Origin of the sequence: Hymenobacter sp. ISL-91, from assembly GCF_018613725.1 — a bacterium.
Classification (GTDB): Bacteria; Bacteroidota; Bacteroidia; order Cytophagales; family Hymenobacteraceae; genus Hymenobacter.
The window spans coordinates 188,820-211,564 of the sequence record NZ_JAGGPS010000009.1 but is presented as its reverse complement, the minus strand read 5'-3'; the positions used below and the strand labels follow the sequence as shown (position 1 = coordinate 211,564).

At 61.6% G+C, this 22,745-nt stretch carries 21 protein-coding genes and 1 pseudogene; 12 read left to right on the top strand and 10 right to left on the bottom strand.

Annotated elements, in window-relative coordinates:
* Nucleotides 1–38 precede the first annotated feature (38 nt).
* The 4 genes and pseudogenes from J7E24_RS05500 to J7E24_RS05480 all read right to left on the bottom strand — a co-directional run bounded on the left by J7E24_RS05500 (nucleotide 39) and on the right by J7E24_RS05480 (nucleotide 5,784).
* Nucleotides 39–887, bottom strand: a pseudogene (locus tag J7E24_RS05500) (Brp/Blh family beta-carotene 15,15'-dioxygenase).
* Nucleotides 888–1,327: 440 nt separating this feature from the next.
* The gene (locus tag J7E24_RS05490; protein ID WP_215135941.1) at nucleotides 1,328–3,238 is read right to left on the bottom strand and encodes an ABC-F family ATP-binding cassette domain-containing protein; all 1,911 of its coding nucleotides are present in this window, start codon (nucleotides 3,236–3,238) and stop codon (nucleotides 1,328–1,330) included.
* 417 nt (nucleotides 3,239–3,655) lie between these two features.
* Nucleotides 3,656–4,054, bottom strand: a complete 399-nt coding sequence (locus tag J7E24_RS05485; protein ID WP_215135939.1) for a Uma2 family endonuclease — start codon at nucleotides 4,052–4,054, stop codon at nucleotides 3,656–3,658.
* Between the two features lie 74 nt (nucleotides 4,055–4,128).
* Complete coding sequence (locus tag J7E24_RS05480) at nucleotides 4,129–5,784, bottom strand: amidase (protein WP_215135937.1); 1,656 nt, start codon at nucleotides 5,782–5,784, stop codon at nucleotides 4,129–4,131.
* 323 nt (nucleotides 5,785–6,107) lie between these two features.
* Here J7E24_RS05480 and J7E24_RS05475 point away from each other — a divergent pair, with 323 nt between their 5' ends.
* From J7E24_RS05475 to J7E24_RS05465, 3 genes are all read left to right on the top strand, one after another.
* Nucleotides 6,108–6,707, top strand: coding sequence for a 2'-5' RNA ligase family protein (locus tag J7E24_RS05475; protein WP_215135935.1), 600 nt, complete (start codon nucleotides 6,108–6,110; stop codon nucleotides 6,705–6,707).
* A 102-nt stretch (nucleotides 6,708–6,809) separates the two neighbouring features.
* Entirely contained in the window at nucleotides 6,810–7,271 is a 462-nt protein-coding gene (locus J7E24_RS05470) for a hypothetical protein (protein WP_215135933.1), read from the top strand.
* An 89-nt stretch (nucleotides 7,272–7,360) separates the two neighbouring features.
* Entirely contained in the window at nucleotides 7,361–8,386 is a 1,026-nt protein-coding gene (locus J7E24_RS05465; protein ID WP_410779718.1) for an N-acetylmuramoyl-L-alanine amidase family protein, read from the top strand.
* A gap of 235 nt (nucleotides 8,387–8,621) precedes the next feature.
* Here the strand turns inward: J7E24_RS05465 and J7E24_RS05460 are convergent, their stop codons facing one another.
* Nucleotides 8,622–8,963 carry a hypothetical protein gene (locus tag J7E24_RS05460; RefSeq protein ID WP_215135929.1) on the bottom strand — a complete coding sequence of 114 codons (342 nt, stop codon included), beginning with the start codon at nucleotides 8,961–8,963 and terminating at the stop codon, nucleotides 8,622–8,624.
* 136 nt (nucleotides 8,964–9,099) lie between these two features.
* On the opposite strand from J7E24_RS05460, the gene J7E24_RS05455 reads away from it, so the two are divergent.
* The 3 genes from J7E24_RS05455 to J7E24_RS05445 all read left to right on the top strand — a co-directional run bounded on the left by J7E24_RS05455 (nucleotide 9,100) and on the right by J7E24_RS05445 (nucleotide 11,642).
* Nucleotides 9,100–10,410 carry a cystathionine gamma-synthase family protein gene (locus tag J7E24_RS05455; protein ID WP_215135927.1) on the top strand — a complete coding sequence of 437 codons (1,311 nt, stop codon included), beginning with the start codon at nucleotides 9,100–9,102 and terminating at the stop codon, nucleotides 10,408–10,410.
* 28 nt (nucleotides 10,411–10,438) lie between these two features.
* Nucleotides 10,439–10,840, top strand: a complete 402-nt coding sequence (locus J7E24_RS05450; RefSeq protein ID WP_215135925.1) for a hypothetical protein — start codon at nucleotides 10,439–10,441, stop codon at nucleotides 10,838–10,840.
* Between the two features lie 250 nt (nucleotides 10,841–11,090).
* Complete coding sequence (locus J7E24_RS05445) at nucleotides 11,091–11,642, top strand: helix-turn-helix domain-containing protein (protein ID WP_215135922.1); 552 nt, start codon at nucleotides 11,091–11,093, stop codon at nucleotides 11,640–11,642.
* 200 nt (nucleotides 11,643–11,842) lie between these two features.
* On the opposite strand, the gene J7E24_RS05440 is transcribed toward J7E24_RS05445, so the two are convergent.
* The 4 genes from J7E24_RS05440 to J7E24_RS05425 form a co-directional block, all read right to left on the bottom strand.
* Nucleotides 11,843–12,814 carry a deoxyhypusine synthase family protein gene (locus J7E24_RS05440; RefSeq protein ID WP_215135920.1) on the bottom strand — a complete coding sequence of 324 codons (972 nt, stop codon included), beginning with the start codon at nucleotides 12,812–12,814 and terminating at the stop codon, nucleotides 11,843–11,845.
* 110 nt (nucleotides 12,815–12,924) lie between these two features.
* Complete coding sequence (hslV, locus tag J7E24_RS05435) at nucleotides 12,925–13,461, bottom strand: ATP-dependent protease subunit HslV (protein WP_215135919.1); 537 nt, start codon at nucleotides 13,459–13,461, stop codon at nucleotides 12,925–12,927.
* Nucleotides 13,462–13,581: 120 nt separating this feature from the next.
* On the bottom strand, nucleotides 13,582–15,366 hold the full coding sequence (locus tag J7E24_RS05430; protein WP_215135917.1) for a pyruvate dehydrogenase complex dihydrolipoamide acetyltransferase: 1,785 nt from the start codon (nucleotides 15,364–15,366) through the stop codon (nucleotides 13,582–13,584).
* A gap of 627 nt (nucleotides 15,367–15,993) precedes the next feature.
* Nucleotides 15,994–16,617, bottom strand: coding sequence for a histidine phosphatase family protein (locus J7E24_RS05425; protein ID WP_215135915.1), 624 nt, complete (start codon nucleotides 16,615–16,617; stop codon nucleotides 15,994–15,996).
* Between the two features lie 149 nt (nucleotides 16,618–16,766).
* On the opposite strand from J7E24_RS05425, the gene J7E24_RS05420 reads away from it, so the two are divergent.
* The 6 genes from J7E24_RS05420 (at nucleotide 16,767) to J7E24_RS05395 (ending at nucleotide 22,489) form a co-directional block, all read left to right on the top strand.
* On the top strand, nucleotides 16,767–17,180 hold the full coding sequence (locus J7E24_RS05420; protein WP_215135913.1) for a hotdog fold thioesterase: 414 nt from the start codon (nucleotides 16,767–16,769) through the stop codon (nucleotides 17,178–17,180).
* Nucleotides 17,181–17,292: 112 nt separating this feature from the next.
* Nucleotides 17,293–18,507 (top strand): chorismate-binding protein, encoded by a 1,215-nt coding sequence (locus J7E24_RS05415; RefSeq protein ID WP_215135911.1) that lies wholly within the window; start codon nucleotides 17,293–17,295, stop codon nucleotides 18,505–18,507.
* 156 nt (nucleotides 18,508–18,663) lie between these two features.
* Nucleotides 18,664–20,532: a 2-succinyl-5-enolpyruvyl-6-hydroxy-3-cyclohexene-1-carboxylic-acid synthase gene (menD, locus tag J7E24_RS05410; RefSeq protein ID WP_215135909.1), complete on the top strand. Its 1,869-nt coding sequence runs from the start codon at nucleotides 18,664–18,666 to the stop codon at nucleotides 20,530–20,532.
* Between the two features lie 42 nt (nucleotides 20,533–20,574).
* Nucleotides 20,575–21,399: a 1,4-dihydroxy-2-naphthoyl-CoA synthase gene (menB, locus tag J7E24_RS05405; protein ID WP_215135907.1), complete on the top strand. Its 825-nt coding sequence runs from the start codon at nucleotides 20,575–20,577 to the stop codon at nucleotides 21,397–21,399.
* 81 nt (nucleotides 21,400–21,480) lie between these two features.
* Nucleotides 21,481–21,855 carry a DUF6370 family protein gene (locus tag J7E24_RS05400; protein WP_215135905.1) on the top strand — a complete coding sequence of 125 codons (375 nt, stop codon included), beginning with the start codon at nucleotides 21,481–21,483 and terminating at the stop codon, nucleotides 21,853–21,855.
* 184 nt (nucleotides 21,856–22,039) lie between these two features.
* Nucleotides 22,040–22,489 carry a DUF305 domain-containing protein gene (locus J7E24_RS05395; RefSeq protein WP_215135903.1) on the top strand — a complete coding sequence of 150 codons (450 nt, stop codon included), beginning with the start codon at nucleotides 22,040–22,042 and terminating at the stop codon, nucleotides 22,487–22,489.
* Between the two features lie 12 nt (nucleotides 22,490–22,501).
* Here J7E24_RS05395 and J7E24_RS05390 read toward each other — a convergent pair whose 3' ends face one another.
* Complete coding sequence (locus J7E24_RS05390) at nucleotides 22,502–22,717, bottom strand: hypothetical protein (RefSeq protein ID WP_215135901.1); 216 nt, start codon at nucleotides 22,715–22,717, stop codon at nucleotides 22,502–22,504.
* Between the last annotated feature and the right edge of the window lie 28 nt (nucleotides 22,718–22,745).

Genomic DNA, 22,745 nt, shown 5'->3' with positions numbered 1-22,745 from the left:
CTTAATTGAGAACAGTTCCTAAGGCAGCCAACCCGGACCTAGTGTCGGGGCTTCCACTGCGCCGCATCCATGCCCAGCGTAACGAGCAGGGCGTGCGGGAGCGTGACCACGGAAGCAGCAAGCAGCGCCAGGCTCACCAGCACCGGGCCGCTGGCGGTCCGGGTCCAGGCCAGGCCAAACACCACTACCAGCCCCGTCAGGCTGATGAGTAGCAACGGCGCTGAGCGGCGCAAGAAGAAGCGCAGTTCGGCCCACAGGCTGCGTCGCGGGGTAGTTAGGTTACGGTCCATCAGCTGGTTCATGCGCAGCACATGGTGCAGGCTGTGCCAGAAAACGAAGTACACGCCCGCCGACAGCACCGGCGGTAGCACCACCAGCAATACAATCAGCAAGCCAGTTTCCAAGGCATCGGTGCGGGCTAGCTGCCCCTGCTGCTGCCAGTAATAGCTCAGCCACAGCAGCAGCAGCCCCACCAACACCGCTGGCAGCAAGCCCACGCTCAAGAGGCCGGGCGCGGCAGGCAGATTGGCCGCCCCGGCCAGCGCCAGCAGCCCCCGCACAATATCCAGGGTTTCGGTGGGCCAGTGCCAGAGGGGCACGGCAAACAGCAGCGTGCCCCGCAGCAGGCTATGGGCCAGCCACTGGCTGCGGTGGCGGGCCTTGGTTGGGGCATCGCCCGAGCCCCAGTGCTAGGCCGTAAGCCCGAAAAACAGGACCACCGCCGCCACCGGCTGCCACCACCACAAGAGGCCCACGGCAGCCGCCAGCCCCAGATAGCCCGCCAGAAAGCCCGCCCAATACCGGCCCCGGCTGCGCGCCAGCACTGGGTGGGTGGCCGGCACCACAAACTGGTCGCAGGCACCGTGGGCCACACCCAGCACCACCATACCGCCCAACAGCACCGGGGCCAGCAGCCAAGGGGCGGCCTCTGGGGCGAGCAGGCCCACGACTACGGCCCCTAGCACTGCCGCGTAGGAGTAGCGCCGGGCGAAGCCAGTTGTGGCCGTAAGAGAAGTTGGTACAGGCATACTAGCACCTAATACGCGCCTGGGATTAGGAAGGGGGTGGAGAAGATCTAAAAAAGCTGCTCCTGCCCCTGCCTGCATCGTATTGGTGAAGGCCGAGAGTAGCTGATGGCCAGACCTGTACAGGCCTTCGGAAGCGCGCCCTCAATCAAGCTCCTACTTACAGCAGGCGGACAACCTACTGATGGTTTGCCGTGGAAACAGGCGCCCAAAGGGCGGAAATAATTTAATGCTCTACGCAAAAGCCCCGCCCGAAGCACGTAGCGTCGGGCGGGGCCGGTAGTTTCTGAGCGTTGTCGCGGCTACACTTCGGCCAGCATTTCCCACCGGTCGTTCAGCTGGGCTAGCTCCTTTTTCACCTGCTCGAATTTGAGGGTGGCGTCCTTTAGCTGGGCGGCGTTGTCGTAGATTTTGGGGTCGGCTAGCTGCTTTTCGTACTCGGCCAATTCCTTTTCGCGCTCGTCGATTTTCTTTTCTACTTCAGCCAGTTCTTTCAGGGCTTTCTTCTGGTCGGGCGACGGAGTTTTAGCGGGCGAAAGGTCGGCTTTAGGCTCCTCTTTGGGTAGGGGCTTATTGGCCGAAGGCGACGGCAGGCCGGCCTTCTTGGCGTCTCGCTCCCGGTCTTCCTGCCACTGCTCGTACTCGGCGTAGGTGCCGGGGTACTCCTTGAGCTGGTAGTCCTCGATAAACCAGATTTTGTTGGCCACGTTCTCCACGAAGAACCGGTCGTGGCTGATGACAATGTAGGTGCCCTCGTACTGCTCCAGCGCCTGAATCAGGATGTTGACCGACTGCATGTCGAGGTGGTTGGTCGGTTCGTCGAGCAGCAGGAAGTTGGCCTCCGAAATCAGGGTTTTGGCCAGCGCCACCCGGCTTTTCTCGCCGCCGCTCAGCACCTTGATTTTTTTGTACACCTCCTCGCCCGAGAACAGGAACGAGCCCAGCACCGAGCGCAGCTCCATTTCGTTGCGCTTCGAGCCGGCCTCAATCATCTCCTGCAGAATCTCGTTCTCGATGCGCAGGCTTTCGAGCTGGTGCTGGGCGTAGAACGACATGATGACGTTGTGGCCCAGCTGGTGGTTGCCATTGGTGGGCGCCTCCTGGCCCGCCACCAGCCGCATAAGCGTGGACTTGCCCTTGCCGTTGGCCCCGATAAGCGCGATTTTGTCGCCCCGCTCGATGTGCACGGTGGTGTCGCGGAAAATGATTTTCTCGCCGTATTTCTTGCTCACGTGCTCCATGCGCAGAATGTGGCGGCCGGGGTTCACCGTAAAGTTGAACTTCATGTTCACCTTGGCATCGGCCGAGGCCACGTCCTCCACGCGCTCCAGCTTGTCGAGGGCTTTCACGCGGCTCTGGGCCTGCTTGGCCTTGCTGGCCTTGGCCTTGAAACGCTCAATAAACCGCTCGGCCTGCTTTATCTGGGCCTGCTGGTTCTCGAAAGCGCCCTTCTGAATGGCGTTGCGCTCCTCCTTTTCTTCGAGGTAGTAGCTGTAGTTGCCGGCGTAGGGCACCAGCTTGCCGCCGGCTACCTCCACGGTGGTGTTGGTGGTGCGGTCGAGGAATTCGCGGTCGTGGCTGACAATAATCACCGCGCCCTCGTAGCCGGCCAGGTAGTTCTCAATCCACTTAATACTGGGCAGGTCGAGGTGGTTGGTGGGTTCGTCGAGCAGCAGCAGCGAGGGTTGCTGGAGCAGGATTTTGGCCAGCATCACCCGCATCCGCCAGCCGCCCGAAAACAGCTTCAAGGGCCGTTGCAGCTCCTCAGTGGTGAAGCCCAGGCCCTCCAGAATCTCCTCGGTGCGAGCCTGCATGGTGTAGCCGCCCAGCGACTCGAACCGCTCCTGCGCATCGGCCAGCTTCTCTACCAGCTCGTCGGAGTAGTTGGTTTCGAACTCCAGCAGGATTTCATCAATCTTCTTTTGGATATCCAGCGCCTCACCGAAGGCCTGCATGGCCACCAGCAGGATGGATTCGTGCGAGTCGTAGCTCAGCAAATCCTGGTTCAGAAAGCCCAGGCTCACGTCCTTGCTCATCGAGATGGAGCCACCGTCGGGCTTGTACTCGCCCACCAGAATGCGCAGCAGCGTGGATTTGCCCTTGCCATTGAGACCAATCAGCCCGATTTTATCCTTGGGCTTGATGTGCAGGCTGGCCTTGTCGTAGAGCGTACGCGAGCCGAAATGGAAATCGAGGTCGGAAATGGAAATCATCTACTATCTATGCGGGCTATGCGGGGAAGCTATGAAGCCGCAAAGGTACGGGTTTGCATAGCGCCAATGCTACTATCTGTAACCTGTGTCTTATAGAACAAGCGTTATCAGGCCTATTAATCCAAAAATAAAAATACATATAAGCACTGCGCCGATAATGGCGCTTCGCCGTTGCTTGGGCGAACTTCTGGATGCTCTAAGATTGCCTTTCCAGAATACCAACCCCATTATAATCAAGATTACAACAGCGGTTTTGAAGAGAAATAACCTTATTGATTCAAGTACAGCAATGCCTTCACTCTCATTGTAAGCGCTGACTATGAGAGGGTGAAAGCACAAAACAACTAGAAAAAACCAACGCAGAAACCAGATATTCATGGCGATAACAGTGGAGGAACATGAGGTTAGCTGTCATAACTACACCCCCTCAAACACCTCTGCCCACTCCAACTGCAACTCCGGCAGTGTGGCCACCGGAATAGGGCCGGGCGTATGGAATTCGCCGCGCAGCTCGTAGCGGGCCGTAGCGTCGTCGAGTAGGTACACCAGCACGTTCTGCTGTTCGGGTAGCACAATCCAGTATTCGCGCACGCCGGTTTCCTGGTAGAGTTCGAGCTTGTCGCGGGTGTCGCGGGTGTCGCGGGTGTCGCGGGTGTCGCGGGTGTCGCGGGTGTCGCGGGCCACGTTGCCGGGGCTCACGATTTCGATAATCCAGTCGGGCGCGCCGAGGCAGCCGCCAGCAACGAATGCGCTGTTCTTAAACGAACCAGCACGGTGTAGAGACGCATCCTTGCGTCTCAGCGTTGAACGATACAACTACGCCGAATAGCATAAGCAACGTCAGCAACGCTGAGACGCAAGGATGCGTCTCTACACCGTGCTAGCGGCCCCTACCCCACGAACGGCCCCTTGAATTCGGGAGCCGCGCGCTTCTTCGAGGCTTGCTCGTAGGCGTAGGCCAGACCCAGCAGGGGCCCTTCCTGCCAGGGCGCGCCCACAAACGACAGACCTACCGGCAGGCCGTGGGCCTGGCCCATAGGCACCGTAACGTGCGGGTAGCCCGCCATAGCGGCTGGCGACGAGAAGCCTGGTCCACCGCCCGAGTCGCCGTTTATCAGGTCGATGCAACGGGCGGGGGCGTTGGTGATGGCCACGATGGCAGCCAGTCGGTTCTTCTGCAGCACGCCGTCGAGGGCGGCACGGGCCCCACCCTGCGACTTTTTCAGGGCCGTTTGGTAGGCGGGGGTTTTCAGGTCGCCGAGCTTTTGGGAGGCTTCCAGGATTTCCTGCTGGAAGAAAGGCATGGCCTTGTCCTTATTTTCAGTGTTGAATTTGATGACGTCGGCCAGCGTTTTCACCGGTGCGCCGGCCGTGGCCAGGTACTGGTTCACGCCGTCTTTGAACTCGTAAAGCAGCACGTCGTACTCAGCCTGTCCGAGCGGGTCGGTGAGCTTCTCCACTTCCACCTCCACGATGGTGGCGCCCTGGGCCTTTAGCACTTCCAGGGCCGCCAGCAGCAGCGGCACGGCTTCAGAGGAGCCCTTCAGGTGGCCTTTCTCCACGCCCAGGCGCTGGCCTTTCAGGGCATCGGGCTTGAGGAAGGTGGTATAGTCGGGGGCGGCTTTGCCGGTGCCGGCCTGGGTGGCCGGGTCGCGTGGGTCGGGGCCGGCGAGCGGGCCCAGCAGCAGGGCCGCGTCGTGCACGGTGCGGGTCATGGGGCCGGCCGTGTCCTGGGTGGCCGAGATGGGGATGATGCCGGCGCGGCTCCAGAGGCCCACCGTGGGTTTCACGCCCACCAGCCCGCTGCACGAAGCCGGCGACACAATCGAGCCGTCGGTTTCGGTGCCGATGGCGGCGGCGCAGAAGTTGGCCGCCGCGGCCGCGCCCGAACCGGCCGACGAGCCGCTGGGCGTGCGGTCGAGGATGTAGGGATTCTTGGTCTGGCCCCCCACGCTGCTCCAGCCGCTGGTGGAGCGCGTCGAGCGGAAATTGGCCCACTCGCTGAGGTTGGTTTTGCCCAGCACTACGGCCCCGGCCGCCCGCAGCTTCTGCACGATAAAGGCGTCCTGCTTCGCCTTGTGGCCGGCCAGAGCCAGCGAGCCGGCAGTGGTGGGCTGCTGGTCGGCGGTGTCGATGTTGTCTTTGAGCAGAATGGGGATGCCGTGCAGCGGCCCCCGGATTTTGCCCTGCTTCCGCTCCTGGTCGAGGGCGGCGGCCAGGTCGAGGGCCTCGGGGTTGGTGAGCAGCACCGCGTTCAGCTTCGGGCCCTGGCGGTTGAGGGCCTGGATGCGGCCCAGATACAGCTCGGTAATGGCGCGCGAGGTCATTTCGCCCCGGGTCATCTTGTCCTGCAGCTCGGCCAGCGTAAGTTCGAGCAGCGCAAAGTCGGCGGCTTCGGGAGCGACGGATGCGGCACCGGAGGCAACTTCATCGGCCCCGGAGGTGGCGGGGGCTTTGTCGGTGGGCGCGGAGCAGGCGGCCAGCGAAAGAACGGACAGGCTCAGGCCGGTGAGGGAGCCCTGGCGCAGAAAGATTCGACGGTTCATAGAAGCGAGTGGGTTTAGGGCATCAATATAAGGCCGGCGCGGCTTGAAACCCGGCTGTAATTTCGCGACGAGTATCTTCGCTGCTACCGCCCGCTGCCACCCGCTGCCAGAACCGAAGTGGCCTCCACGGCCTCCCCGCTCCATGCGGCGTAGTAAGTGGTTTGCTTTGTACTTATTCACCCTATTTGAAAGGCGCAGGGAAGGCTATGCTTCGACAAGCGAACACCCATTGAAGATGACGTTCCCTCATTTTTTAAGTAGCTTCATATTTTACCTATTAGCCGTCTGCTCCTATTTTGACCGTGTTTTCAGCCCCTTCGCCGATGCTCGCTATAACCTCGCTGCTCAATCCGCAGAACGCCGACCGCATCAATTCCATCATCCGTAGCCTGGAAACCGAGTTTGGCCTTGATGATGTACAGGCCACGCCCGACCCGCATATTACCTACCAGCTGGCGGGCGTGCGCAAGGGCGCGGCTTTGCGGCAGGTGCTGCACGAGGTGGCCCGCAACACCCGCCCGTTCGAGGCCCACACTACCGGACTGGGCATTTTTCCGGGGCCCAATCCCGTCATTTATATTCCGGTACTGCGCTCCGATGCCCTCAACCAGCTCCACCACCGCGTGCGGCAGGCCACCGCACCGCTGTGCCTGCGCACCGACAGGTTTAGCGGCCACGACTGCTGGCTGCCGCATATTTCGCTGGCCCTGCACGACACCACGCCCGAGCTGCTGGGCCCGGTGATGCAGTACCTCAACCAGCAGACCTTCGATTTAAAGCTTCATATCACCAACCTGGCCATCCTGCGCCAGGAAGGCGAAAAATTTACCCCCGAAAAAATATTCGGCTTCGGAGGGCATGAGCAGCCAACAGCCCCGGTGTTGCTGGGCACCGAAAACCAGCCACTGCCGGGCTGCAACTAATTGCCAAACGCCCAGTTTTTACCCGCCGGGCCGGCGCTTAGCTGCCGGCGTGCAAAACTGCCCGCCAGCCCCGACCTTTGCCATTCACCAATTCCCTGTTCTATGTACCCTACCCTGCTACTCATTCATTCCTGGAGCCGCTGGCTTGTACTCGTTTTTGGTCTGATTGCCATTTTTCGGGCTTTCTCGGGCTGGCAGAACCGTAGCCCCTTCACGGGTGCCGACAACGGCATGGGCGCGTCGTTTGTGGGCTCGATGCACCTGCAGCTGCTGCTGGGCCTAATTCTGTACTTCGTGAGCCCGGTGGGTGCCAAGGCCTTCGAAACGGCCGGCGGCGCCGTGATGAAGGACGCCACAAGCCGTTTCTTCGCCATGGAACACTTGGTGGGCATGATCCTGGCCGTGATTATTGCGCAGGTGGGCCGCATCGTGTCGAAGAAAGCCGCCGATCCGGTGCTCAAGCACAAGAAAGCTTTCATCTGGTTTTCGGTGGCGCTGGTTATCGTGCTGCTTATGATTCCGTGGGGCATCTGGAACCCCGAGCGGCCTTTGTTCCGCTTCTAGCGGCAGCACGGTTTTGCCCGTTTTACCCGCTGCCCGTTTGCTGCCCGGTTTTTGCGGCCGCGCAGCGTTTGGTTTCGTCTGTTAGATTAGTGCTTTTGCGTTTCGTTGCTTTTTTCTGCCTGTTCTGTCTTTTCGCCGTCCCCGTTTTCAGCCAGCGCGGCCCCACGGCCGTGGCCCGGCCCGGCGAGGGAGCCCACGCCCTGCTCCGCCGTAATGGTCTGTCCGAGTCGCGGCACTTCCTACAGTTTTTAAGCCTGAACCGGGGCCGCCTGACGGCCGGCAATGGCTTGGTGGCGGGTCGCAGCTACCGCCTGCCGGCCCGCGGTAAATCGGCGACTCCTGCGGCTGCGCCGGCGTCCCAGGCCGGCAGCTCGGCTTCGGTGCTGCACGCGCCCATCTTCGGCCCCAAATACAGCCGCGTGCGGGTGCTCGACCGCACCATGCGCGGGGCCGTGTTCTACCTCTCGCCCGGGCACGGCGGCCCCGACCCCGGCGCGGTGGGCAAGTACGGCAAGCATCTGCTGGCTGAAGACGAATACGCCTACGACGTAACGCTGCGCCTGGCCCGGGTGCTGATGGAGCACGGCGCCACCGTGTACATGCTGGTGCAGGACCCCAACGACGGCATCCGCGACGAGCAGTTTCTCAAAATTGACCGCGACGAGCTGACTTATCCGCGCCAGCGCATTCCGCTCAACCAGCTGGCCCGCCTGCGCCAGCGCATGGTGCAGGCCAACCAGCTGTACGCCCGCCACAAAGGCGCCTACCAGCGGCTGCTGTCGCTGCACGTGGATAGCCGCAGCCAGGGTCAGAAAATCGACGTGTTTTTCTATCACCACGCCAGCAGCAAAGCGGGCCTGCGCACGGCTACCAACATCCACCGGGTGTTCACCAGCCGCTACGCCCGCGCCCAGCCCAACCGCCCCTACTCGGGCAACGTGCTGCCCCGCAGCTCGCTCTACGAAGTGCGCACCAGCCACGCGCCGGCCGTTTTCATGGAGCTGGGCAACATCCACAACGCCCGCGACCAGCCCCGCTTCCTGCTCCCTGACAACCGCCAGGCCCTCGCCAACTGGATTTACGAAGGCCTGCGGGCAGATTATAAAGGGCGGTGAGTCTGGGTGAGGAGATGAGGAGGTGAGGAGGTGATGGGGTGTCATTGCGAGCGGAGCGAAGCAATGCGTTTGGGTAGCGCGCAAAACCCTGAGGTAATACTAAGCCCCCGTTGCCTTGCAGTTAGTCAGGGGCTTATTGCTTGTCGGGGCTTGTCGTTTTGTACGGTCGGATTGCTTCGCTCCGCTCGCAATGACACCCCATCACCTCCTCACCCCATCACCTCCTCACCACCCCTCACGGGTTCATCAGCAGGAACAGCAGGTTGTGGTAGAGGATGCCTTGCTCGCCGTCGTGAATGCCGTCGAGGCCGGCATCTTCGAGCAGGGCTTCCACTTCTTCGTAGTCGCGCAGGAAGTCGATTTCGGGTTCGTCTTCGCCGGGGATTTGGGTGTGGGTGAGGTAGCGGCGGCGGGCTTCGAGGGTGATGTAGAGCTTCTGGTGCGCGGTTTGGGCAATGAGCAGGGCCGGGTGCGGAATCAGGATTTCGTCGCCGTCCTCGTCTTCGCCGCGGGTGTACACGGTCGTCTTTTCGGCGTCGGTGGTGTGCTGCAGGAAGGTGTAGGTATCGAGGGACATGGCGCGGCGGGGAAAGGTCGGTGGTAGGCCAAGGTACGCGGTTGGGCCCGGAAAGGACGACAGATTTAGGGAAGGTTGGCAGAATCGGTACCTTTGGGCTACCCCCATTTCCCACCCATCCACCAAATCCCACCCCATGACCAACCCCGCCGACCACGCCCACATCAACGGGCAGCGCCTGAACCCCGAGAGCCTGATGATGAGCTACGGCTACACGCCGGCTTGGAGCGAAGGGGCCATCAAACCGCCCATTTTCCAGACGTCCACGTTCGTGTTCAAGAACGCCGAGGAGGGCAAGGCCTTCTTCGAGCTGGCCTACGGCTTGCGCCAGCAGGGCCCCGAGGAGGAAATGGGCCTCATCTATTCGCGCCTCAACAACCCCAGCCTCGAAATCCTCGAAAACCGCCTCACGCTCTGGGACGAGGCCGAGGAAGCCGCCACCTTCGCCTCGGGCATGGCCGCCATCAGTACCACGCTGCTGGCGCTATTGCAGCCCGGCGACGTAGTGCTGCACTCCGAGCCCGTGTACGGCGGCTCCGACTTCTTCCTGAAAAACGTGCTGCGCAAGTTCGGCATCGAGGCCGTGGGCTTCCGGCCCAGCGCCAGCCCCGAAGAAATGCAGGCCCAGGCCGCCGCCATTGCCCCCGGCTGCCTGGCCATGGTGTATGTCGAAACGCCCGCCAACCCCACCAACCACCTCATCGACCTGGACGCCTGCGCCGCCCTGGCCCGCCAGTACAGCACGCCCGACAAGCCCGTGCGCTTCGTGGTCGACAACACCTTCCTGGGGCCCGTATTCCAGCACCCGCTCAAGCACGGCGCCGACGTGGTGCTTTACTCGGCCACCAAGTTTCTGGGCGGCCACTCCGACCTCATTGCCGGCGCTGCGCTCAGCAGCCACGCTTTGATGAAGGAAATCAAGGCCATGCGCACGTTCATGGGCACCATGTGCGACCCCAACACCGGCTGGATGCTGATGCGCAGCCTCGAAACGCTGAAGCTGCGCATGGAGCGCGCCGCCCAATCGGCCCAGGTTATTGCCGACTGGCTGCGCGAGCACCCGCTGGTCGAGCGCACGCACTACCTCACCCACCTCGAAGGCAACCCCGCCCAGCAGGACATCTACCGCCGCCAGTGCCTCTCGCCGGGCTCCATGATTTCGTTCGACATCAAGGGCGGCGAGGCCGAAGCTTTCCGGTTCCTGAACGCCCTCAAGCTTATCAAGCTGGCCGTAAGCCTGGGCGGCACCGAAAGCCTGGCCGAGCACCCCGGCACCATGACCCACTCCGACATCACCCTCGAAGACCAGCACGAAATGGGCATCACCCCCCAAATGATTCGCCTGAGCATCGGCGTAGAAGACCCCCAGGATTTAATGCTGGATTTGGGTCAGGCCTTTGAAGCCGTGGAGATGCCGAAGGAGGTTGAAGTGGCGGAAATGGCGTAGCTTCGGTAATCCTGTAACAGTTTCGGCTATGCAACTCACGAAAGAAGAGCAGCGTGAAGCAGCCTACTACTACTCCTGCCTATACAACTCACTGGTGCTTTTCGCCGCGTCGCCCGCTTACCTTTATAGCTTGGCGGGGCCAGTATTTGACCCCGAATTTGAGCGGGCATCTGATTTTGACTACGCATTCCGTTATCCGGCTTTTGATAGCGTTTTTGCTACTGGCAAGGTTAGCGAAACATTGAGAGGGGATTTGCTGGCGTTCAAACACGAAGTTGATGCTATTCCCGATGTGCTTTGGACCTGGGATGAAATTGTTTCAAATCCATTGTGGAAAAGCATTGCCGTTGAAGCAGATGCTCTTTTGACGAAGATGGGAGACTCGCGACGCACCTATGATTTCGGCTTCACGATTCATATTCCTGCGTAAATCAAACTTTGATTAGCACACAAACAGGCCCGCTACTGCACGTCAGCGACGGGCCTGTTTAGTACAGCTGGCTGAATCCGGCAGCTTCGTCGGCGTACTAGTCTCACCGAACAGCTTACGCTTGCATCATTGGGGAGCTGGTTTCCCCCTACTGCCTTCGGTTTAGGCGTTCAAACAATTTCGGGGCAAACAATTTGAAATTGTTTGCCCCGAAATTGTTTGAACGCAATATCAACGTATCTTCTCACTTATGGACACGCACGCGCTTCGTACCCGCTTCGGGCTTTCGCAGGATAGGATGGCCGACTGGCTGGGCGTGCCCCGGTCGAGTCTGGCGCTGGCTGAACGGGGCTACCAGGCGCCCACTGCCACAACCGGGGTACAAGAGTTGCGCCTGACGCTGGCCGTCCAGGGCTTGGTGTACGATGGCACAGGCGGTAGCTTTCCGACCCCGCCCGCCCTGCCCGAGCCGCCCCCTGACTTGGCGGAGCTGGGCTACCGGCTGCGCCAGTGCCAGGCGAAGATTCAGGGCCTGGAGCTGCAACTGGTAAAATTGCAGCAGCGGGCGGCTCCGTACGTGGCCCGGCTAGCGGCGACGCCGGCCCTGCGGGCCTACCCTGGCCTAGTTGATGATGCGGAGGATGAAGCGGCCTGGCTCACTATTTTCGAGCTGGAAGCCCGCCGCCAGCTGCGCGAGCATTGCGGGGCCACGGCCCGGCTGCTGCTCGAAGCCCGCCTTGCCGGCCTGCAACGCGAAGCCGAGTTGCTGGCCGAAATTGTGGAGGCGTCAGCGACACCATGATTTTCATTTGCCGTTGCCCAGAATCAAAGCACTTTATTCTAGCTATCTGCTACTTAAAACTACCAAAAAAGGCCCGCCGCTGAAGTTCAGCGGCGGGCCTTTTTTGACTTGATTGCGGTGACCGGTGAGTAACGCGAACTTTGTAGTTCGCGTGTCAGAACGACCCCAATGGCGCGGGGGCGCGAACTACAAAGTTCGCGTTACTGCCCTAGCACCATCGCAAATACCAGCGGCGCTACAATAGTAGCGTCACTCTCGATGATGAACTTGGGCGTGTCCTGGCCCAGCTTGCCCCAGGTGATTTTCTCGTTGGGCACGGCGCCCGAGTAGCTGCCGTAGCTGGTGGTCGAGTCCGAAATCTGGCAGAAGTAGCCCCACAGCGGCACCGAGGTGCGGCCCAGGTCCTGGTGCAGCATGGGCACTACGCAGATGGGGAAGTCGCCGGCAATGCCGCCGCCAATCTGGAAGAAGCCGACTGGGCTTTCGTCGGTGGCCTGCTCAGTGTACCAGCCGGCCAGGTAAATCATGTACTCGATGCCCGTGCGCACGGTGTGCACGTTCTGGATGTCGCCCGAAATAACGTGGCCGGCGAAGATGTTGCCCAGCGTGGAGTCTTCCCAGCCGGGGCAGATGATGGGCAGGTTTTTCTCGGCCGCGGCCAGCATCCAGGAGTCCTTGGGGTCAATCTGGTAGTACTGCTCCAGCTCGCCCGACTTGAGAATCTGGTAGAAGAACTCGTGGGGGAAATACTGCTCGCCGGCCTTGTCGGCCTTCTCCCAGAACTTGAGCACCGAGTGCTCGAGGCGGCGCATGGCCTCCTCTTCGGGGATGCAGGTGTCGGTTACGCGGTTCATGTGGCGCTCCAGCAGGGCCTGCTCGTCGGCGGGCGTCAGGTCGCGGTAGTTGGGCACCCGCTCGTAGAAATCGTGGGCCACCAGGTTGAAGATGTCTTCTTCGAGGTTGGCTCCGGTGCAGCTGATAATCTGCACTTTATCCTGCCGGATCAGTTCGGCCAGTTGAATGCCCATTTCGGCCGTGCTCATGGCGCCGGCCAGCGTAATCATCATTTTGCCGCCGTCGGCCAGGTGCTTGTTGTAGCCCTCGGCCGCGTCAATCAGGGCGGCGGCGTTGAAGTGGCGGTAGTGATGCTTGAGGAAGTTGGTGATTTGCATATTTTTTAAGCTTTTAGCTGTCAGCTGTTAGCTGATAGCTTTTTGAATGGATATATCTGCTGCTTCTCTACGGAAGCTAACAGCTAATAGCTGTCAGCTAACAGCCAAAGCTACGCCGGCTGCTCAATCATGAGGTTGTGGTTGGTGTAGATGCAGATGTCGGCGGCAATGTGCAGAGCTTCCTCCACCATCTGGCGGGCCGTGAGGTGGGGGGCGTGCTTCTTGAGGGCCAAGGCGGCGGCCTGCGCGTACATCGAGCCCGAGCCGATGGCGGCCACGTCATTGTCGGGTTCCAGCACGTCGCCGGTGCCGGCGATGATGAGCAGCTCGTCCTTGTCGCAAACCACCATCATGGCTTCGAGTTTGCGCAGGTACTGGTCTTTGCGCCACTCCTTGGCCAGCTCGATGGCGGCCCGGCGTAGCTGGCCGTTATAGCCCGAAAGCTTCTCCTCGAACTTGTCGAGCAGCATAAAGGCATCGGCCGTGGAGCCGGCAAAGCCGGTAACCACTTTGCCGTCGTGCAGCTTACGCACTTTACGCACGTTGCTTTTGGCTACGTGCTTGTCCATGGTGGCCTGGCCGTCGGCCCCGAGGGCCACTTCGCCGTTGTGGCGGATGCCCAGAACGGTTGTAGAGCGGATTTTCATATCGGTAGTTGTCGGTTGATAGTTGTCAGTTGTCAGTTGTCAGTTGTCAGTAAAAACGGAAGTCAGTTGCCATTCCGGAATCGGACTGACAACTGACAACCAGTATCTAACAACTAAAGATTAAATGAGCATCCGCAGCGGGTCTTCGAGCAGGCTCTTGAGCGTCTGCAGGAAGGCCGCGCCGGTAGCGCCGTCTACTACGCGGTGGTCGCAGCTGAGCGTTACTTTCATCACGTTGCCCACGGCCAGTTCACCATCTTTCACCACGGCGGTCTGCTTGATGCCGCCCACGGCCAGGATGCAGGCATCGGGCGGGTTGATAATGGCGGTAAACTCGTCGATGCCGAACATGCCCAGGTTGGAGATGGTGAAGGTGCTGCCCTCCCACTCGGCGGGCTGCAGCTTCTTGCTCTTGGCCTTGCCGGCCAGTTCCTTCACCTCGGTGGCAATCTGCGACATGCCTTTGCCGTCGGCGTTGCGCACCACCGGCACCAGCAGGCCTTCATCCACGGCCACGGCTACCCCAATGTTCACCACATGGTTCTGGCGGATTTTGTCGCCCAGCCACGAGGAATTCACGGCCGGATGCTGCTTGAGAGCTACCGCGGCAGCCTTGATAACCAAATCGTTGAAGCTGAGCTTAACGGGCGAGAGGCCGTTGAGCTGGGTGCGCACTTCCATGGCCCGGTCCATCAGAATTTCCATCGTCAGATAGAAATGCGGGGCCGTAAACAGGCTTTCGGAGAGACGGCGGGCAATGACCTTGCGCATCTGCGACACCGGTGTATCGGTGTAGGTGCCATCGGCGGGCTGGGCGGCTGGAGCAGCAGGCGAAGCGGCCGGAGCCGGCTGGGCAGCCACTGGAGCCGGAGCAGCAGCGGGCTGAGCAGCCGGGGCAGCAGCCGGCGTGGCGGACTGGGCGGGTGCAGCCGAAGCGGCTACGTCTTCCAGGTCGCGGGATACAATGCGGCCGTTTTCGCCTGAGCCTTTAATGGTATGCAGGTCGATGCCTTTGTCCTTGGCAATGCTTTTAGCCAGCGGCGAGGCGAAGATGCGGCCTCCGGTAGCGGCTGGCGCAGCTTCGGCGGCCGCTGGGGCCGGAGCCGAGGTAGAGGCGGAAGCAGGGGCAGCGGCCTCAGCAGCGGTATCGGCTGCCGGAGCAGCGCCCGCGTCGGGCGTGCCGCCCGACTGGCCGCCGAGCAGGGCCTGCACGTCGGCTCCTTCCTCGCCGATGATGGCTAATACGCCGTCAACGGGCACGGCCTCGCCTTCCTTGGGGCCGATATAGAGCAGCGTACCGTCTTCGTAGTTGTCGAGCTCCATAGTGGCCTTGTCGGTTTCCACCTCGGCCAGAATATCGCCCGATTTCACCTTATCGCCCACCTTTTTCAGCCAGCCGGCAATAGTGCCCTCGGTCATGGTGTCGCTCATTTTGGGCATCCGGATAACGGTAGCCTTCTTGCCATTGCCGGCCGGGGCCGTAGCAGCTTTGGGAGCCTCCGCCTTGGCAGGATCAGGAGCAGCCGGAGCCGGCGCAGCAGCCTTAGGAGCCTCAGAGGCAGCGGCCGAAGCTGGGGCCTCAACGGCCGGAGCGTCTTCGGTTTCGCCGGCGGCGAGTTTGGTGGTTTCGGCCTGGGCGTCTTTCAGCAGGGCCGTAATGTCCTCGCCTTCTTTACCTACTACGGCCAGCAGGCCATTTACTACTACCGCCTCACCTTCCTTGGGGCCGACGTAGAGCAGCGTGCCATCCTCGTAGTTTTCAAGCTCCATGGTGGCCTTGTCGGTTTCCACCTCGGCCAGCACGTCGCCGGATTTTACTTTATCGCCTACTTTTTTGAGCCACGCCGCAATAACCCCTTCGGTCATCGTGTCGCTCATCTTGGGCATTTTTATGAGTTCGGCCATCTGCGTCGTCGTCGTCGTTGGATTGAATAGGGTCAAAATTAGCCCGAATTTTCGGGGGAGCAAACGAAACCGGTTTGCCATGGTTGACCAGGAAAAGGGCGAATTTTCGCCAGCCGTGGTTTTACTGCCCAGCTGACAAGTGCGTATCCTGTAAAGGCGTACCCCACGGTCAGCGGAAAGTTACCGGCATCGTCCAACGTTCCTGCCCGCAGCCCCGACGGTCGGCGCGGGCGGGCACAAAATGCAAGGACTTCAGCAAGGGAACCACCAGCGCCAGCAGCTCCTGCTGTTGGGCCGCAGTCAGTTGCTGGCAATCGGACGCGTACTTTTCACCCGTTTCTCGCCAAGTCAGTCGGGCGCAGGCAATGGTAAAATCACGCTTCCGGAGCAACGAATCGACCACTAAGCCTACGAAAACCCGGCCGGCCAACGCCGGGTGTCGAAGAGTCGGTGGCGCGAGATTGGACTCTACTAGCCGGTAGCAGTTCGCTGGAAAATAACAGATAATTCGGCGGGTAGTATCCGGTTCACTACCGGTTCGGGTACACAGCAGTCGGGCTGTGGTGGCCGTAGCAGAAGCAGTTGCGGCACTCAACAGTAGCCCAACTATAGCTGCCCAGGCCGTTTTCATGGACTGTCGTGCAAGTGGCGTACGTCCAGAAAGTTGCGTACCGTGAACAGCGAGCCGGTATACTCCAGCTCGTAGAGGCCCAGGTTGTGGTGGTCGAAGTTTTCCATCTGGCTGAGCGGATAGTGCAGCAGTTGGCACAGCAGCACGCGCATGGCCCGGCCGTGCATGCATACCAGCACCGTCTGCTCGCGGGGCCGGCTGGTGAGCAGCTCAATAAACGGGCGCTGCCGGGCGGCTACTTCGTCGGGACTCTCGCCGCCTTCGAGGGCGGTGGCCGTGTTGCCCGCCCGCCAGCTCTGAAGCACGCCGTGGTATTCCTCGTCTTCCTCGGGTGTGATGCGGGTGCCCTCGCGGGTGCCCCAGCCGATTTCGTTCAGGCCGCCGTGGGCCTCGTGGGGCAGGCCCAAATCCAGGAAACCGGCCACCGACTCGTGGGTGCGGCGCAGCAGCGAGGTATATACCTTGTCGAAGGGCACATGGCTGTAGGCGGCGAAAAAGCGCGCCGCCTGCCGCCGTCCGGCCTCGTTGAGCGACGAATCGACGCCGCTGCCCTGCACGATGCCGCGCACGTTGAAGTCGGTTTGTCCGTGGCGGATCAGGTATATTTTTTTGACGCTCACTTTCCCCCTAGTTTTGCGGTTTACGCTTGAAGCACTTCTAAAGCTACAAGCTTCCGGCCGCAAGCTGCAAGTTTTTGGGCGTTTTTGTTGCCGGCCGGCAGCCGTCCAGGTTCGTTCAACCAGCCTCTCCGCATTTCTTTCCTCTGCTCATGACTCTCGACCAACTCAAGCACTGGGCTAGCACCCGCCCTACCCTAGCCAATGCACTGGGCATCGAGCTCACAGCCCTCACGGCCGACTACCTCGAAGGCCGCATGCCCGTTGATGGCCGCACCCACCAGCCCATGGGCCTGCTGCACGGCGGCGCTTCGGTGGCGCTGGCCGAAACGCTGGGCAGCATTGGCGCCCACACCCGCCTACCCGACCCCACCAAACAGGCCTGCGTGGGCCTCGAAATCAACGCCAACCACATCAAAGGCGTGCGCGACGGCCACGTTATCGGCCGGGCTACGGCCCTGCATGTAGGCCGCCGCACGCAGGTCTGGGAAATCCGCATCACCCACGAAGAAACCGGTGCCCTGGTTTGCATCAGCCGCATTACGATGGCAGTTATTGATATCTAGTAGGTGAGTATGGGGTATTGAGTAGTGAGATTGAACGTGGCTTCTTAGTTCTCATCAGCGCTTACCTCCTTACAAAAATCTCACTACTCAATACCCCGTACTCACTACTAATATGCTGCAACCTGTTGCCTGGAACCCTGATTTGCCGCCGGCTCAGCGGCTGCGGCGGCTGGTGGCGCTGGCTTTAAGCAGCGGCCGGCCAGTGGCGCTGTGGCGGCTGCCCGGCGAAACTGCCGCCCGCCTGTGCCTGAGCCTGCGGGTAGAAGCGGCCTACGTGGGCTTGCCGCCGGCGCTGGAGGCCAGTGCCCCGGCCGGTTTCGCGTTTTTCCCCTTCCAGGATTCCGACCACAACCCGCCGCTGTTTCTGCCGGCCGATGTGTATTTCGACCTGGCCCGGCCCGATGAAGTGCGCTTGAGCGCGATGGCCGTCAGCCGGCTACCCCAGCTGCGTCAGCAGTTTGCCGCACTACTCGACCCTGATTCGCTGGCCTGGCACGTGCGGCCCCGGCACGCGCCGCGGCCCGCCACCCGGCCCGAGTACGAGGCACTGGTACGGGCCGGAATAGAGGCCATGCAGGCTGGCACGGTGCAGAAAGTGGTATCGAGCCGGGCAGTGCACCGGGCGTTGCCGGCGGGCTTCGATGCGCTGGCCGCCTTTGAGGAGCTGCAGACGCGCTACCCTACGGCCTTTGTGTCGTTGGTGAGTGCGCCAGGCGCGGGCACCTGGCTGGGGGCCACGCCCGAGGTGCTGGCCGAAGTGGGCGAAGACCAGGTTTTCCGCACCATGGCGCTGGCCGGCACCCAGCCGCTGCTGCCCGGCCACGCCCCGAGCGAGGCCATCTGGCGGCAGAAGGAAATTGAGGAGCAGGCGCTGGTGGCGCGCTACATCGTGAACTGTTTCAAGCAAGTGCGGCTGCGCGAGTACCACGAAACCGGACCGCGCACCGTGGCCGCAGGCGACGTGCTGCACCTGCGCACCGATTTTGCGGTGGATTTGCGCAACGTGCCCTTCGCCACGCTGGGCACCGACATGCTGCGGCTGCTGCACCCCACTTCGGCCGTGAGCGGTATGCCCCGGCAGGCCGCCCTCGACTTTATCAAGCAGCACGAGGGCTACGACCGGGCCTACTACGCCGGTTTCCTGGGCCCCGTAAACCTGCCCGAACCCGGCGCGGCCCGCCTCTACGTAAACCTGCGCTGCCTGCAGCTTCGCCCCAACCAGGCCGTGCTCTATGCCGGCACCGGCCTCACCCCCGACTCCGACCCCGCCAAAGAGTGGCAGGAAACCGAGCTAAAACTCCGGACCATTGGGGCGGTTCTGGGTTAACCAGCACTTATTGAACTGTCATGCTAAGGTCACGAAGCATCTCGCTTGCTGATGTTGCCAAGCTTCCAAGCGAAAGAATTACTACTGCACGCGAGATGCTTCGTAGCCTTAGCATGACGGTTCTTTTCTATCCTTACCTAATCAAGTCCGTTCTCTATGTCCACCCTGCAAGCCGTTCATAATATCCCCGAAATCTGCGCGCAGCTGGGCATTACCGATGTGGTGCTTTCGCCGGGCAGCCGGTGCGCGCCGCTGACCATTGCCTTTGCGCGCCACCCGGCCATTACGGTGCGCACGGTGCCCGATGAGCGGGCCGCCGCCTTTATCGGCCTTGGGCTGGCCCAGGCCCAGCGGCGGGCGGTGGCGTTGGTCTGCACCTCGGGCACGGCGGGCCTCAACTACGCGCCGGCCGTGGCGGAGGCATTTTTCCAGCAGATTCCGCTGGTGGTATTCACCGCCGACCGCCCCCCGGAGTGGATTGACCAGCTCGACGGCCAGACCATCCGCCAGACCGACCTGTACGGCCGCCACGCCAAGGGCTCGTTCACTTTCCCCGCTGACACCAGCCACCCCGACGCCGAGTGGCACGCGGCGCGCCTCGTGAGCGAGGCCATCAACCTGGCCGAGCAGTTTCCGGCCGGGCCGGTGCAGGTGAATATTCCGCTGCGGGAGCCCTTCTACCCCAAGCCCGGCGAGGAGTTGGCGTTTGGGCCGGTGAAGGTGACGCGCGAGCTGCCCGGCCGCCCCCAGCTGCCCGCCGCCGCGCTCCAGGAGTTGCGCGAAACCCTGCGCGATACCGGCCGCGTGCTGGTGGTGAGCGGCCAGCACCCGGCCGAGGCGCCGTTGCGGCTGGCGCTACGCCAGTTTGCCACCGCTTGGCAGGTGCCGGTAGTGGGCGACCTGATTGCCAACCTGCACCAGCCCGCCGCTACCGGCCACAACCAGCACCCGCGTTTTGTGAGCCGGCAGGATGTGTTTCTGGCGGTGCCCGAGCCGGGCCTGAAGGAGGCGCTGCGGCCCGAGCTGCTCATCACCTTCGGCCAGTCGCTTATTTCCAAGGCCCTCAAGCTGTTTCTGCGCCAGCACCGCCCGGCCCAACACTGGCACATCCAGGCGGCCGGCCCGGTGGCCGACACGTTCCAGTCGCTCACCCAGGTTATCCGCATGGAGCCGGCCGACTTCTTTGCCGAGCTTAGCGCTAAGCGTGAAGATGCTGACAGACTGCAGGATGATGCGGCCTTTCCTGCCGGGCCAACCGGGCCAAGCCGCAACGTGCTGCCCGCCGATGCCACCCGCGTGGCGCCGCGGCCCCGCCTGAGCTGGCCCGCGCCGACTGAAACAGACAGCGCTAAAACCACTTACCTGCGGCCCTGGCTGGCCGCCGAAAACTGGGCTACCGGCTTGCTGACGGGTTTTATACAGCGCCCCGACCAGCCGTTCAACGAGTTCACCAGCATCTTCCGGGCGCTGCAGCAGCTGCCCGATGGCGCGGCACTGCACCTGGCCAATAGCATGGCCGTGCGCTACGCCAACATTTTAGGGTTGCCGGCTGGGCGCGGAGCCGAGGTATTTGCCAACCGCGGCACCAGCGGTATCGATGGCTGCACGAGCACGGCCGTGGGCGCGGCCTTGGCCCAGCCGGGCCGGTCGGTGGTGCTGCTCACCGGCGACGTGGCGTTTTTCTACGACCGCAACGCGTTCTGGCACAACTACCCCACGCCCAACCTGCGCGTTATCCTGCTCAACAACCACGCGGGCGGCATTTTCCGCATCATTGATGGGCCACGCCAGCAGCCCGAGCTGGAGGAGTTCTTCGAAACGCGCCAGACGCTGACGGCCGCCAATACGGCGCACGATTTCGGGCTGCGCTACTTCCCGGTTTCAACTTTTGCTGAACTAGATGCCGCCTTGCCGGTTTTCTTTGCAGCGGAAGGCGGCGCGGCCCTGCTCGAAGTTTTCACCGACTCGAAAACCAACGCCGCGTTTTTTGAGCAGTACCGTACCTTCGTCCGCACCTCATTGTAGAACCGCTTCCGCGCTCATCAGCGAAGGCAAAACCTCTCTTATATGTCAGAAAAAATTGACTGGACCCCCATCAAGGAGTTCAAGGAAATCCTGTTCACCCAGCACGGGGGCATCGCCAAAATCAGCATCAACCGGCCCGAGGTACACAACGCCTTCACCCCGCTCACGGTGCAGGAAATGATTGAGGCCATGCACATCTGCCGCGACCGGACCGACATTGGCGTGGTGGTGTTTAGCGGGGAGGGCGGTAAGGCCTTCTGCTCGGGCGGCGACCAGAGCGTGCGCGGCCACGGCGGCTACGTGGGCGAGGACGCCGTGCCCCGCCTCAACGTGCTCGATCTGCAGAAGCTGATTCGCTCGTTGCCCAAGCCCGTAATTGCCATGGTGGCCGGCTGGGCCATTGGCGGCGGCCACGTGCTGCATGTCGTCTGCGACCTGACCATTGCCGCCGAAAACGCCCGTTTCGGCCAGACCGGCCCCAAGGTTGGCTCGTTCGACGGCGGATTTGGCGCTTCGTACTTGGCGCGCGTGGTGGGCCAGAAAAAGGCCCGCGAAATCTGGTTCCTCTGCGACCAATACGACGCTCAGGAAGCTCTCGATATGGGCCTGGTGAACAAAGTGGTGCCGCTCGACAAGCTGGAAGAAACTACCGTGGCCTGGTGCCAGAAGATTCTGCAGAAAAGCCCACTTTCGCTGCGCATGCTCAAATCGAGCTTCAACGCCGAGCTGGACGGACAGGCCGGTATTCAGGAGCTGGCCGGCAACGCTACGCTGCTCTACTACCTGAGCGAGGAAGCCAAAGAAGGCCGCAATGCCTTCGTGGAGAAGCGCCAGCCCGACTTCGACAAGTACCCCAAGTTTCCGTAACCTATTAGGCGGCGTCATGCCCGGCTTTGCCCGGCGTGGCGCCTCTCTGGTTGCTTATCTTGAACATTTCGCTCAGCCCCGATGAAAAACCGCCTGTTTCTGCTGTTGCCGCTACTGCTTGGCGTGGCCCCAACGGTTCCGGCACTGGCCCAAGCCGTAACCAAGCCGGCCGTTGCCGCGGCCAGCCCCGACCCGCTACAGCCGGTGCAGGTGCTGGATGCCTCCTGCGGACAGTGCCGGCTGGGCCTGCCGGGCCAAAGCTGCGACCTAGCCGTGCGCCTCAACGGCCAGGCGTACTTCGTGGATGGCACCCACATCGACGGGCACGGCGACGCGCACGCCGAGGATGGTTTCTGCCAGAAAATAAGGCAGGCTCAGGTGCAGGGCGAGGTAGTGAACGGGCGGTTCGTGGCCACCTATTTTCGGCTCATGCCGGACGCAGCCAAGGGCCGGTAGCAGCCCGGAGTATCTTCCTATAAACATTTCTTCCAGCGCCACCCTCATCCGGTGGCGCTGTTGGTTTCCGGAAACCGGAAACGTGCAGAATACGGACTAAAAAAGAACGGAATACGGGGCTGGCGTCGCCATAGGCCGATATAAGACGTACAGGCCAGTGTAGTTGCACCTGACTTTTTGACTTATGGAGCAAAACCACTATCCCCGCTTTTTCCTGATGCTCGCCGTGTCGTTCGTTGTGATGTACGTGGTCATGTACCTCAATACCTATGCGTTCGACCACGTATACTTCAGCCTGACGCGCTTGTACATGACTGTTTTGATGATTGCGGCCATGGCGCTCATCATGCTGCTGTTCATGCCAAAAATGTACCCCGACAAGCGCCGCAACGCGCTCATTATTACAGGCAGCATTTCGGTGTTTGTTGCTGCGCTGCTCATGGTCCGGTCGCAGACGTTCGTGAACGATACGCGCTGGATGAAGGCCATGATTCCACATCATTCCATTGCCATCATGGTCAGCAAGCGCGCCGCCATCAGCGACCCGGAGGCGCGGCAGCTGGCCGACGACATCATCAGAGCACAGGAGCGCGAAATCAAACAGATGAAGGCAATGATCCGGCGGCTGGAGTAGTAAGCGCTGGTTTTAAAACATGAAACCCAGCCCGCGGAAGGCTTCGCACCAGCTGTAAAAGGTACGCACCCACGCCTCATGGCGTTCCTGCCGACGGCGCTGGCGGGCCGCGCGGATGGTTCCGGCCGTCAGACGCAGGCTGGCGAGGTGATGGCGGGCCGTAACGTAGCGCCGGAACACAAACGTTTTAGCCACCACATACGGACTATTGACCGTGGAAACAGACATGGCAGTAAGGTTTGGTGGAAGTTTAATA